This window comes from Microbacterium sp. A94, assembly GCF_051842855.1.
Classification (GTDB): Bacteria; Actinomycetota; Actinomycetes; order Actinomycetales; family Microbacteriaceae; genus Microbacterium.
This window is the reverse complement of record NZ_JBPXMU010000002.1, coordinates 51,910-64,643: the sequence shown is the minus strand read 5'-3', so window position 1 is coordinate 64,643 and position 12,734 is coordinate 51,910. Positions and strand designations below refer to the sequence as shown.

General features: G+C 67.4%; 9 protein-coding genes. 2 read left to right on the top strand and 7 right to left on the bottom strand.

All coding sequences use genetic code 11. The features are described from left to right. Positions 1-3 precede the first annotated feature (3 nt). Complete coding sequence (locus ACSU1L_RS06240; RefSeq protein ID WP_439255092.1) at positions 4-1,593, bottom strand: alcohol dehydrogenase catalytic domain-containing protein; 1,590 nt, start codon at positions 1,591-1,593, stop codon at positions 4-6. 3 nt (positions 1,594-1,596) lie between these two features. Then, positions 1,597-3,189, bottom strand: a complete 1,593-nt coding sequence (locus tag ACSU1L_RS06235) for a long-chain-fatty-acid--CoA ligase (RefSeq protein ID WP_438254005.1) — start codon at positions 3,187-3,189, stop codon at positions 1,597-1,599. Positions 3,190-3,375: 186 nt separating this feature from the next. Between ACSU1L_RS06235 and ACSU1L_RS06230 the strand changes: the two genes are divergently transcribed. Beyond that, on the top strand, positions 3,376-4,587 hold the full coding sequence (locus ACSU1L_RS06230) for a TetR/AcrR family transcriptional regulator (protein ID WP_439255091.1): 1,212 nt from the start codon (positions 3,376-3,378) through the stop codon (positions 4,585-4,587). 115 nt (positions 4,588-4,702) lie between these two features. Here ACSU1L_RS06230 and ACSU1L_RS06225 read toward each other — a convergent pair whose 3' ends face one another. Beyond that, positions 4,703-6,193: an aldehyde dehydrogenase family protein gene (locus ACSU1L_RS06225; RefSeq protein WP_439255090.1), complete on the bottom strand. Its 1,491-nt coding sequence runs from the start codon at positions 6,191-6,193 to the stop codon at positions 4,703-4,705. 115 nt (positions 6,194-6,308) lie between these two features. Between ACSU1L_RS06225 and ACSU1L_RS06220 the strand changes: the two genes are divergently transcribed. After that, positions 6,309-6,914, top strand: coding sequence for a TetR/AcrR family transcriptional regulator (locus ACSU1L_RS06220; RefSeq protein ID WP_438254008.1), 606 nt, complete (start codon positions 6,309-6,311; stop codon positions 6,912-6,914). 49 nt (positions 6,915-6,963) lie between these two features. Here the strand turns inward: ACSU1L_RS06220 and ACSU1L_RS06215 are convergent, their stop codons facing one another. Genes ACSU1L_RS06215 through ACSU1L_RS06200 form a run of 4 tightly spaced genes read right to left on the bottom strand, consistent with a single transcriptional unit; the run spans position 6,964 to position 12,597 of the window. Continuing rightward, positions 6,964-7,956: an NAD(P)H-dependent flavin oxidoreductase gene (locus tag ACSU1L_RS06215; protein WP_439255089.1), complete on the bottom strand. Its 993-nt coding sequence runs from the start codon at positions 7,954-7,956 to the stop codon at positions 6,964-6,966. Next, complete coding sequence (locus tag ACSU1L_RS06210; RefSeq protein WP_439255088.1) at positions 7,953-10,184, bottom strand: 3-hydroxyacyl-CoA dehydrogenase NAD-binding domain-containing protein; 2,232 nt, start codon at positions 10,182-10,184, stop codon at positions 7,953-7,955. The genes ACSU1L_RS06215 and ACSU1L_RS06210 overlap by 4 nt, the downstream gene beginning before the upstream one ends. Before the next feature lie 22 nt (positions 10,185-10,206). After that, on the bottom strand, positions 10,207-11,415 hold the full coding sequence (locus ACSU1L_RS06205) for an acetyl-CoA C-acetyltransferase (RefSeq protein ID WP_438254013.1): 1,209 nt from the start codon (positions 11,413-11,415) through the stop codon (positions 10,207-10,209). A gap of 30 nt (positions 11,416-11,445) precedes the next feature. Continuing rightward, complete coding sequence (locus ACSU1L_RS06200; protein ID WP_439255087.1) at positions 11,446-12,597, bottom strand: acyl-CoA dehydrogenase family protein; 1,152 nt, start codon at positions 12,595-12,597, stop codon at positions 11,446-11,448. Positions 12,598-12,734: the final 137 nt, after the last annotated feature.

Here is a 12,734-nt window from a genome sequence, read left to right as displayed (position 1 = left end):
GATTCAGGTGCTGCGTGGGATGTGGTCGGGGATGAGGACTTCGCGGTCGCCGACCTTCTCGAGCGCGAAGAAGTACAGGGCGCCGTCGTCATCGGCGGCGCCTCGGCCAGTCATGACGCCGAGGACGGCGTCGGGGGAGATGCGGGTGAACAGGTCGATGACCGGCATCCCGTCGTACGACATGGCGGCGGTGCGAATGCCGTCGTGCTCGACTGTTCGCAGCATCGCACCGCCGTGGGCGAGCGCGACGTTCGCAGACAAGACGCCGTCGAACCCTTCGCAGACCAGCGGGATGACATCGTCATCGGAGCGGAACAGTTTGCCGAACCAGCCGGTGTGCTGCAGCATCCGGTGCGTGCGATGGGCGGGGCTGAGGCCGACGCCCCGCCAAAGTCCGCGTAGCTCGTCCGGCGCCACCGGGGGCAGCGAGCGCCACAGCAGCGAGAGATCTTCGGCGCCCATGCGCCCCGCGCGTAGGAGCTCGATGAGCTCCACCGCCGCCACCGGCACCTCGGCGGCTGCATCCGCGTCGTCCATGATGAGCACGGGCTTGATCGCGCGCCCGGCGCAGGCGTCGTCGATGGCGGTGCCGATCTCGTCGAAGCGATAGCGGCGGATGAGCTTCTCGACAGGCAGACGACCCGCACGCCACAGGACGATGAGTAGCGCGATGTCGCGGTGAATCTGCGCGTCGCCCTCGATCACGCCGGTGAGGGTCCGGCCCCACAGCAGCTGTGACTGCGAGAGGGTCACCCGGTTGGATCCGGCGTGCAGCGCCACGGTGGCGCAGACGCCCAGCGGAGCGAGGGCCGCGAGACCCGCATCGATCGTCTCCTGGCGCCCGACGGTGTCGAGCGTGTGCGTGACGCCGAGCCGACGGGGGTTGAGCCCGTCGGGGGCGAACGCCTCGGTGGCGCCGAGTTCGAGCGCGAGCGCCCGCCGCTCGGAATCAGGGTCGCTGACGATGATCCGCCCGACACCGCGGTGGGCGGCGGCCATGATGCCGGCGAGTCCGGTCGTGCCGGCGCCGATGATGAGAAGAGAGTCAGTGGGGCCGGGGCGCAGCACGTTGAGTACGGTGCCGGCACCGGTGAGGATGCCGCAGCCCAGGGGAGCGGCGACCTCCCACGGAACGTCGTCCGGGATTCGCACGGCGTTCGATGCCCGGGCCAGGGCGAGGGTCGTCCAGGACGACTGCGCCATCCAGCCCGTCGTGACGGGCTCGTCGCTGCTCGTAGCATCCGATCGCGGGTCGTAGTTGCGCTCCGCGAAGCGCTCGCAGTACGCAGGGTGCCCCTCATCGCACCGGGGGCACCCGCCGCAGGCGTCGAAGCTGAGCACGACCCGATCCCCGACCCGCAGGTTCTCTACGGTCGGACCCACGCGCTCGACGGTTCCTGCACCCTCATGGCCGAAGACGGCCGGGAAGCGATCGCCGGCACCGCCGGACATACCGAACAGGTCGGTCGGGCACACCCCGGAGGCATGGATACGGACGAGGATCTCGCCCGCGCCGGGCTCGCGCACCGAGACGTCCGAGAGCGCGACGGGTCCGCCGCGCTCCCGGACGAGCGCGGCCACAGCTGCATTCATTGTCTAGATCACAGCCTCTTCGCGGTCGGCACTGCGCAGCGCGACCTTGTTGACCTTGCCGCCGGCGTTGCGGGGCAGAGCGCCGATGGTGACGAGCGCCTTGGGCTGCTTGAAGCGCGCGAGCTTGTCGCTGAGCCATCCCTGCAGTTCGTCGAGGGTGAGCTCCGCACCGGGACGCACCGCCACGGCCGCAACCGGGATCTCACCCCAACGCTCGTCAGCGCGGCCGTACACGGCGGCCTCGAGGATCTTCGGATGCGCGGCCAGGATGTTCTCGACCTCAGCGCAGTAGATGTTCTCGCCACCCGAGATGATCATGTCCTTCTTGCGGTCGACGACCCAGACGAAGCCCTCCTCGTCTTGGCGGACCAAGTCTCCGGAGTGGAACCAGCCGCGCTCGAATGCCTCAGCCGTCTCGGCGGGCTTTCGCCAGTAGCCCTTCATGAGGTTCGGGCCCCGGTAGAGGATCTCGCCGACCTCGCCGCGAGCGACGTCGTTGAAGTCTTCGTCGACGACGCGGTACTGGATGGTCGGGATGGGCTTGCCGACGCTGCCGAGCTTGCGCAGCGAGTCCTCGCCGCTGAGCGCACAGGTGATCGGCGTCATCTCGGTCTGGCCGAACACCGCGACATTCGTCGCCTTCGGGAAGCAGTCGGACATCTGCTTCAGCAGGGTGTCGGACGCCGGGGCCGCGCCCCAGCTGATGATGCGCAGGTGGAGATCACGGTCAGGGATGGACGGGTCGGCGCAGATTACCTGCCACTGCTGCGGGACGTTGAAGACGATCGTCGCCTTCTCTTTCTCCCAGGCGTCCAGCAGCTCCGTCGGGTTGAACGCGCCGAGCGGGTGGATGACGGTCGGGATGCCGATGACGAAGTTCGGTGCGATCGACCCGAGGCCCGCGATGTGGAACAGCGGAGCGGTCATGAACGCGATGTCGTCTTCGCCGAAGACCTGGTTCACGCGCAACAGGGTGAGCGACTGCGCGAAAAGGTTGACGTGGTCGAGCATCGCGCCCTTCGGGCGACCGGTCGTACCCGAGGTGTACATGATCAGGGCCGTGGTGTCTTCGGGGACGTCGGGGTACTCGAATCCCTCCGGGTCCTCGACGACGAGGTCAGCCCAGGACTCGGCATCCCCGGTCTCTGAGCCTGTTGAAGGACCGCCGATCACGATGACCTTCTTGATGCGGTCCGTGACCTGGGCGACAGCGCCGACGAGCGGCGCCAGTGGCGCCTCGACGATCAGCACGTCGGCATCGGCATCGTCCGCGATGTAGGCGATCTCGGGTGGGGTCAGACGGATGTTGATCGGCACGGCGATCGCGCCGAGGCGGTTGATTGCGAAGACGGAGAGCACGACCTCCGGACGGTTCAGAGTCAGCAGCAGCACGCGGTCACCAAAGCCGACTCCGCGGCGGGCGAGGGCTGCGGCGAAGGAATCCACGCGGTCGGCGGCCTGGCGCCAGGTGGTCACCTCGCCCAGGAACTTGAAGGCGGTCTCGTCTGGCTTCATCTCGGCGTGCGTTGCGACCTGGTTCATCCAGTGGTTGCGGCGCACCGCCGCGGGAATCGCGGTGGCGTTCTGCTCGGACATCGGGCTGGTCCCTTTCATACGTCTGTGTATCTTCACCGCATCGTCGCGGCGGGGCTTGCCATGAGTATGCCATCGTCCGCGCCGGTTGTCACGCGTTTTGTTAATCGACATTCACATCCGCGCGTCGCTAGAAGTTAATGAGTAATCACATCAGGAGGTCGGCGGCGCCCCGGTAGGCTGTGGGACATGCCCTCATCCGCCGGCCTCCCCGCGAATCGCACGCGTCCGCGCGATCGCAAGCGCCACATTCAGGAGGCGGCGGCGTCCGCGTTCGCGCGCAACGGCTATCACGCGGTCGGGATGCAGGACATCGCGGATGCCGTCGGAATCTCGGCCCCGGCGCTGTACCGGCACTTCCCGAACAAGTACGCCCTGTTCATGCGCACCGCCTTCGCGCTCGTGCAGCAGCTGATCGAGGCGACGGACGATGCCGCCGCGCAGCCGGTGGAGACCGCGACCGACGCGCGCGCTGCACTGGATGAGCTGCTCGACGACATCATCGCTACGACTGTCGAGCTGCGCGCGATCGGCGGCATCTATCGCTGGGAGGGGCGCTACCTCGAACGAGGGGACCGGGAACAGCTCACCGGCCGGTTCCGCCTGCTGCGTGAGCGCTTCGAGGCGCCGCACCGTATCTACCGTCCCGACGTCGACGACGCCGAGCGCCGGCTGATCGTGCTCGCAGCTCTCAGCGTGGTGGCCAGCATCACCGCGCACCGCACGGTCGTCGCGGCGCGGAGCCTGCGGGCTCTGCTCAGGGAAGCGGCCTGGCGGATGCTCGACATCGACCCGGCGATCACCTCATCCATTCCCGCCGGGGGCGACTTCGTCGAGGAGTCGGATGCCCCCACTGGGCGCCGCGAGCAGCTCGTGGACACTGCGATCCGGCTGTTCGCCGCACGCGGCTATAACGAGGTCACGATCGAGGATCTGGCCGCCGAGGTCTCCCTCACCCCCTCCGGCGTCTACCGGCACTTCGATGGCAAGCCCGCCGTCCTCCTGGCTGCCTGCGACCGTGCGGCCGTGGCGCTCGAGCGCGCGGTGCTGCGCGTGCGCGAGTCATCGGTGACACCGGATGAGGCGCTGCGCCGGCTGTGCCGGGCATATGTCGAGCACTCGTTCCGCAACCTCGCGCTGATGCGCATCTACTTCTCCGAGCTCGGCAACCTCGCACCCGAGGATCAGCGCCGCCTACGCGCCATGCAGCGCGCGCACGTCGCGGATTGGACCGCGCTGCTGCAGGCCGTCCGCCCGGAGCTCGGCGGCCGCGAGGCCGCGGTGCTCGTGCATGCGGGCTTCAGTGTCATCACGGATGAGATGCCGCTGCTGTCCGCGCGCGATGAGGCCGCCGCCGCACGGCTCGCCGGGTTCATGGAGACCGTGCTCGGGATCGGCTGAGCCCCCGTACGTTCACAACTCCTGAGATTCCGTTGCGCCTGCGCGATGGAGCCGCACCATCTCGCACCGCGACGTGCCGAGAACGACCATTCCTCAGGAGTTGTGAACGCGAAGCTCAGCGGCTGCGTCCGTGCAGCATGGGGATCATCTTCGCCACGAGGTGCATGTCGCGGTCGCTGCGCTCCATCGTCAGCAGGTTGAGAGCCGCTTTGCCGGTCTGGCGGGCGACCGACTTCGGCACGCTGAACTCGCGGAGGCCATCGGCGCCGTGGATGCGACCGAAGCCCGAACCCTTCACGCCGCCGAAAGGGAGCGCGGGGATCGAGGCGAAGCCGAGGACGGAGTTGATCGTGACGACGCCGGACTTCAGTCGCGCGGCAACGGCCTCGCCGGTCTTCGCACTCTTCGTGAAGATCGCGGCTCCGAGGCCGAAATCCGTCGCGTTCGCGAGGGTGATGGCCTCGTCGAGGTCGGCGACGGCGTTGATCACAATCGTCGGCCCGAAGGTCTCGCAGCGCACGGCATCCGACTCCTCCGGTACGTCGACGAGGACGATGGGGGCGACGCGGCGGCCGCCGACAGACTCCGGACCTCCGAGCACCGCGCGGCCGCCCTTGGCGACGGCATCCGCCACGTGATCGGCGATGACCTCGGACTGTGAGGCGAGGGTGAGTGGGCCGTAAGACGGGTCCTCTCCGTCCAGGCGCAGGCGCTTGGCGCGCTCGACGACCTTCTCGACCAGCGCGTCACGGACCGAACGCACCGCGTAGACGCGCTCGACGCCGACGCAGGTCTGGCCGGCGTTGCCCAGGCCGCCGAAGACGATGAAGTCCGCGGCGGAGTCGAGGTCGGCATCTGCCGCGACGATCAGGGCATCCTTGCCGCCGCACTCCGCGACCAGTGGGGTGAGTGTCTCGGCGCATGCGGCCATGACGCGCTTCGCGCTCGCCGTGGATCCTGTGAAGGCGACCTTGTCGACGCCGGCGCGCACGAGTGCGGCGCCCGTGGTGCGATCGCCGGTGGTCACCTGCAGCACGGGGCGGTCGGCGACCTCGTTCCAGCGGGCTTCGATCCAGCGAGCGGTGCCCGGGGTGAGCTCGCTGGGTTTGAACACGATGGCGTTCCCGGCGGCGAGTGCGTACGAGATCGATCCCATCGGCGTGTAGAGCGGGTAGTTCCACGGGCCGATGACGCCGACGACGCCGTGCGGTTCGTAACGCAGCGTGGCCTTCTGGTTGTAGTTGATGATTCCGGCCTTGACTCGACGCGGCTTGAGTACGCGGTGGGCGTTCTTGGCGGCCCAGTCGAGGTGGCTGAGCGTGAGCATTACCTCGAGCAGGGCGTCGCCGGATGGTTTGCCGGTCTCGCGAGAGATGATCGCGGCGAGATCCTGGGCGCCGCGGGCGATCGCACCCTTCCAAGCGAGCAGTGTGCGCTTGCGACCGTCGAAGCCCTGGTGCGACCACCAGGCGGCGGCCTCGCGGGCGATGCGGACGCGCTCGACGACGCGGGTGTCGTCTTCGAGGGCGTACTCGGCGATCACACGCTCATCGCGCGGATCGCGGGTGACGAGTCCGGTGGACGTTTCTTCACGGGTGGTGGTCATGTTGGGCACCTCTTGCTCTTCATTGAGAAAAAGTTAATCAAGATTCACGTTAGCGGCGTTGTGTTCGCAGGGCAAGAGGCGGCGACACTTTTCGAATGACGGTTAGAATGATCGAATGACGATGGAGCAGACATCGAAGTCGGCGCGTACCCGCCAGCGGATTCTGGATGCCGCAGCTCAGGTGCTCAGCCGCAAAGGCTATGCCGGCACGCGGCTCACCGACGTCGCCGAGGCGGCCGGCGTCCAGGCGCCTGCGATCTACTACTATTTCTCCTCACGCGACGAGCTCGTCGAGGAGGTCATGTGGGCGGGGGCTCACCGTGTGCGCGTGCACGTCGAGGAGACGCTCGAGGCGCTCCCTGATGACGCTACTGCGTGCGACCGCATCCTTGCTGGCGTCGACGCCCACCTGCGCTACGAGCTGCAGATCTCCGACTACACGACCGCTTCCGTGCGCAACGCCGGACAGGTTCCGGAGCATCTGCGCGTGCGCCCGGCTGCGGAGGAGGGGGCGTACAGCCGCTACTGGCGCGAGCTCTTCCTCGCCGCGCAGGATGCTGGTGAGCTGCGCGACGGACTCGACATCAATGTCTTCCGGCTGCTGCTGCTCGGTTCCATGAACTGGGCGGTGGAGTGGTGGAACCCCCGGACGCGATCGCTGGACGACCTCGTCCGGAGTGCGCAGGATATGGTCCGCTTCGGGACCTTCGCCCAGCCGTGAGAATACCCGTCCGCATGGCGCCGAGCACCATACGGACGGGGTGGAAGTGTCAACCGAACATCGCCAGACGTTCGGTGAGGACCCGGTGCGCCTGTGCGACGGTGCGACGCACCACATCTCCCGCGCTCGGAATGTCCCGGATGATGCCCTGGACCTGACCGACAGTCCAAATTCCGGCATCCAGGTCTCCATCCTCGAAGACCTTGCGTCCGCGGGTGCCGGCGACGAGTGGCTGCACGTCGGGGAACTGCCCGCCATCGGCGAGGATCTGCACGACCTCGTCGGAGATGGCGTTCTTCGCGACCCGCGCGGTGTTGCGCAGGCTCCGGAAGATGAGGTTCGTGTCGAGCTCTGACGCCTCGACGATCCGCTCCTTCACGGCCTGCGCGATCGGGGACTCGATCGTGCTCATGAAGCGCGAGCCCATGTTCACACCGTGTGCGCCGAGGCTGAGAGCGGCGGCGAGACCTCGCCCGTCCGCGAAACCGCCGGAGGCGATGAACGGGATCTCCAGCGCATCGGCCGCAGCCGGGATCAGTACGAGTCCGGGGACGTCGTCCTCTCCCGGATGGCCGGCGCACTCGAAGCCGTCGATCGAGACCGCGGCCACGCCGACCGCCTGTGCCTTGAGAGCGTGGCGCACCGAGGTGCACTTGTGGATGACCTTGACGCCTGCGGCGTTGAAGATGTCCATGTGTGGTTCGGGGCTGGAGCCCGCGGTCTCCACGATCGTGATGCCCGCATCGATGATCGCTCGCCGGTACTCGTCGTAGGGTGGAGGGTTGATCGAGGGCAGGATCGTCAGATTCACCCCGAACGGCTTGTCAGTCAGCGTGCGTGCCCGCTCGATCTCCTTCACGAGATCGGCCGGCGTCGGCTGCGTGAGCGCGGTGATCATCCCGAGACCGCCGGCCTCCGAGACGGCCGCGGCGAGCTCGGCACGGCCGACCCACATCATGCCGCCCTGGACGACCGGATGCTCGATGCCGAGCGCCTCGGTGAACGGGGTGCGCAGGCTGGGCACGGTCCGCGTCTCGCTCATCGGTACTCCTCCCCGGACTCCGCGCGGGCGATGAGTGACGCGGGCGGTGCGAAGCGCTCGCCATAGGCGGCTGCCAGTTCGCGGGCGCGGGCGACGAAGCCCGCCAGCCCGCCTTCGTACTGGTTCACGTACTGCAGTACACCACCGGTCCAAGCGGGGAAGCCGATGCCGTAGATCGAGCCGATGTTGGCGTCGGCGACCGAGGTGAGCACGTTGTTGTCAAGGCAGTCGATGGTGTCAAGAGCTTCGGCGAACAGCATCCGCTCCTGCAGATCCACAAGCGGCAGCACCGTGCGTCCCGAGTCGTACTTTTCGCGCAGACCGGGCCAGATGCCGCCCCGCTTGCCCTCGGAGGAGTAGTCGTAGAATCCGCCTCCGGCCCTGCGGCCCGGGCGCTTCTGTTCGTCGACAATCCAGTCCATGATCGCCTCGGAGGGATGCTCGACCCATACACCGCCTTCGGCCTCGACGGCCGCGCGGGTCTCCTGCCGGATCTTCTGCGACAGCGAGATCGTCAGCTCGTCCAACAGCTGCAGGGCGCCCGCCGGGTATCCGGCCTGGAGAGCCGCCTGCTCGACGGAAGCCGGCTCCACGCCCTCGCCGACCGCGGCGACCGCTTCGGCGATGAACTTGCCGATGACCCGCGAGGTGAAGAATCCGCGGGAGTCGTTGACGACGATCGGCGTCTTGCGGATCTGCTGCACGTAGTCGAACGTCTTCGCGAGCACCTCGTCGCCGGTGTTCTCGCCGCGCACGATCTCCACGAGCGGCATCTTGTCGACGGGGGAGAAGAAGTGGATGCCGATGAAGTCTTCGCGCCGCTTCACACCCTCGCTGAGCTCGGTGATCGGCAGCGTCGACGTGTTGGATCCGAGCACAGCATCCGGCTTCACCACATCCTCGATCTCCTGGAAGACGCCCTGCTTCACCGGCACCGACTCGAACACCGCCTCGATGACGAAGTCGACGCCGTCGAAGTCGGCGGCATCGTCGGTCGGGTGGATCCGCGCCAGCAGTGCCTCGGACTTCTCCGGCGTGGTCTTGCCACGCGCGAGCGCCTTCTCCTCGAGCTGGCGCGAGTAGTCCTTGCCCGTCTCAGCGGCCTCGGTGGAAACATCCTTGAGTACGACCTCGATCCCGGCCTTCGCCGAGACGTAGGCGATGCCGGCGCCCATCATGCCCGCGCCGACGACGCCCACCTTCGTGGCGGTGAACTTCGGGAACGGCTCGCCGTTCGCCTCTCCGTTCCCTGAGCCTGTCGAAGGGCGGCTGCCGCCGGAGTTGATCTCCTGCAGGTCGAAGAAGAACGCCTTGATCATGTTCTTCGCGACCTGACCGTGGGTGAGGCTCACCAGGTACCGCGTCTCGACGCGGGATGCCGTGTCGAAGTCGACGTAGGCGCCCTCGACGGCCGCAGCCATCGCCGCGCGAGGTGCGGGCATCGGAGCGCCCTTGAGCTGCTTGCGCAGCAGGGCCGGCATCCCCGGGAGGAGCGCGGCGACGCCTGGGGAGGTCGGGGCGCCGCCCGGGAGGCGGAAGCCCTTCTCGTCCCAGGGCTTGACCGGTGCGGGGTTCGCGGCGATCCAGGCGCGGGCGCGGGTGTCCAGCTCCGCGAGCGGAGCGACCTCGTCGATGATCCCCACGGCGAGAGCGTCATCGGCGCGGAAGCGGGTTGCGGGGAGGATGACCTCCTGCAGGGCCTTCTGAAGTCCCAGCATCCGCACGGTGCGGGTCACACCGCCGCCGCCGGGAAGCAGGCCCAGCGAGACCTCGGGGAGGCCGAACTGGGCGCCGCGGGCGTCGGAAGCCGCGATGCGGTGGTGCGCGGCGAGGGCGACCTCGAGGCCGCCGCCGAGCGCGGTCCCGTTGAGGGCGGCGACGACCGGCTTGCCCAGTTGCTCGATCCGGCGCAGCAGCGCCTTCACGTGATCGATGTGCGCGGTCTCCTCCGTTGCCTTCGCGGGATCCGCCGCGCGCAGCAGGTTCAGGTCTCCGCCGGCGAACCAACTCTTCTTAGCCGAGGCGAGGATGACGCCGGCGATGTTCTCGCGTTCGGCCTCCAGTCGGCCAACGGTCGCCTCGAGGGATGCGACGAAATGCGGGTTCATGGTGTTGACCGCGGCGTTCGGGTCATCCATCGTGACGGTGACGATGCCGTCGGTATCCAGATCCCAGGCGTAGCCGGTGTACACGTCAGTGGTTGCTGCGACGTTCTCTGCAATGCTCATGATTCTTCTCAGACCTTTCGTCTCAGACCCGCTCGATGATGGTGGCGATTCCCATGCCGGCGCCGACGCAGAGCGTGGCGAGGCCGCGCTTGAGGTCCCGTCGCTCGAGCTCGTCGAGCAGGGTGCCAAGGATCATCGCGCCGGTCGCGCCCAGCGGGTGGCCGAGCGCGATGGCGCCGCCGTTGACGTTGACCTTGTCGTCCGGGATGCCGAGATCCTTCTGCCATTTCATGACGACGGCCGCGAATGCCTCGTTCAGCTCGAACAGGTCGATGTCGTCCACCGTCATTCCGGCGCGGTCCAGGGCCTTCTGTGTCGCCGGAGTGGGGCCGGTGAGCATGATGGTCGGCTCGGAGCCGATGACGGCCGTGGCGACGATGCGGGCGCGGGGCTTCAGCCCTGCGGCTTTTCCGGCCTCACCCGATCCGATGAGCATGAGAGCCGCGCCATCCACGATCCCCGACGAGTTGCCGGGGCCGTGCACGTGCTCGATGCGCTCGACGGCGTGGTACTTCTGCAGGGCCACGGCGTCGAAGCCGGCCTGTGCGCCGGCAGTGGCGAAGCTCGCGGGCAGCTTTCCGAGCGATTCGACGGTCGACTCCGGACGGCGGTGCTCGTCGGTGTCGAGCAGCACGACGCCGTTGAAGTCTTTCACCGGCACGATCGACTTGTCGAAGCGCCCCTCCTGCCACGCGGTCTCGGCGCGCTGCTGCGAGCGGGCGGCGAAGGCATCGACGTCCTCGCGGCTGAAGCCCTCGATCGTGGCGATGAGGTCGGCGCCGATGCCCTGCGGCACGAAGTAGTTGTCGTAGGCGGTGGTCGGATCCTGCGCGTAGGCGCCGCCGTCCGATCCGATCGGCACCCGCGACATCGACTCGACGCCGCCGGCGAGCACGAGGTCCTCGTATCCTGAGGCGACCTTCTGGGCTGCAAGGTTCACGGCCTCCAGGCCTGAGGCGCAGAACCGGTTGATCTGCACGCCGGCGACGGTCTCGGGCAGCTCCGCCACAAGTGCGGCGGTGCGGGCGATGTCGCCGCCCTGCTCGCCGACCGGAGAGACGACGCCGAGCACGATGTCGTCGACCCTGCTCGTGTCGAACTCCGGGTTGCGGTCGCGGATCGCGTCGATCAGCGTGACGACGAGGTCGACAGGCTTGGTGCCGTGCAGGGCGCCACCGCGGTTCTTGCCACGGGGCGTGCGCACGGCGTCGTAGATGTACGCGTCTGTCATGTTCCTTCTCCTGCTCCTATGCGGGGATGACTAAAGGCCGAGGTCCCGACCGACGATCTCCTTCATGATCTCTGTCGTTCCTCCGTAGATGGTGGTGATTCGCGCATCGAGGTAGTCCTGGGCGATGCGGTACTCCTGCATGTAGCCGTATCCGCCGTGCAGCTGCAGGCAGCGGTTCACGATGTCGACGTACTGCTCGGTGGTCCAGAACTTCGCCGCCGAGGCATCCGCCGCCGACAGTGCACCCTCATTGTGCTGCTTGATCGCCTGGTCGACGTACGAGCGGCTGGCCTGCGTCGCGGTGACCATCTCGGCCAGTTCGAATCGGGTGTTCTGGAACGAGCCGATCGGCTTTCCGAAGGCGGTGCGGTCGCGCACGTAGTCGAGGGTGCGGGCGAGCACGCCCTCGCTGGATGCCACAGCTCCCGCAGCGATCGAAAGACGCTCCTGAGGCAGGTTCTTCATGAGGCCGAGAAAGCCCGCGCCCTCTTCGCCGAGCAGATTGGATGCCGGTACCCGTACGTCCTCGAAGATGAGCTCGCTGGTGTCCTGTGCGTGCAGGCCGACCTTGTCGAGGTTCTTGCCGCGTGAGAACCCGGCCATGCCGCGCTCGATGACGATCAGGCTGAGGCCCTTGTGCGGGTCGGGCGAGGTGCGCACGGCCGTGGCGATCAGATCGGCGTTCTGGCCGTTGGAGATGAAGATCTTCGAGCCATTGACGATGTAGTCGTCGCCATCGCGCACGGCGGTGGTGCGGATGCCGGCGAGGTCGCTGCCGGTGCCGGGTTCAGTCATCGCGATCGCGGTGATGAGCTCGCCCGCGGCGATGCCGGGCAGCCAGCGCTGCTTCTGCTCGTCATTCGTGAGGTCGGTGAAGTAGGGGATGGTGATGTCGTTCGACAGGGCGATGCCGGCCATGCCGCTTGAGACCGGGTTGCTCGCCAGCTCCTCGGCCATGATCGCGTTGAATCGGAAGTCGTCGGTGCCGCCGCCGCCGTACACCTCATCGATCGAGAACCCGAGAATGCCGGCTTCGGCTGCCGCGGTGAACAGTTCGCGGTCGACGACGCCCTCGGCATCCCAGCGCTCGGCATTGGGCTTGGCGTTGCGCTCGACGAACTCGCGCACGATGTTGCGGAACTCTTCGTGGTCGTCGTCGTATAGGTCTCGTGTCAGCGCCATCGCCGTCTCTCCTTCTCCGCGTCGTCGCGGTCACAGTTTTTATTATGCATTCAAAATTTTAGGAGTCAAGCCCGAGTAATCCAATCAGGAACAGCTTGCGCAAGGAGAGAAGTTTAATGAAGATTAGAGAAATCGAG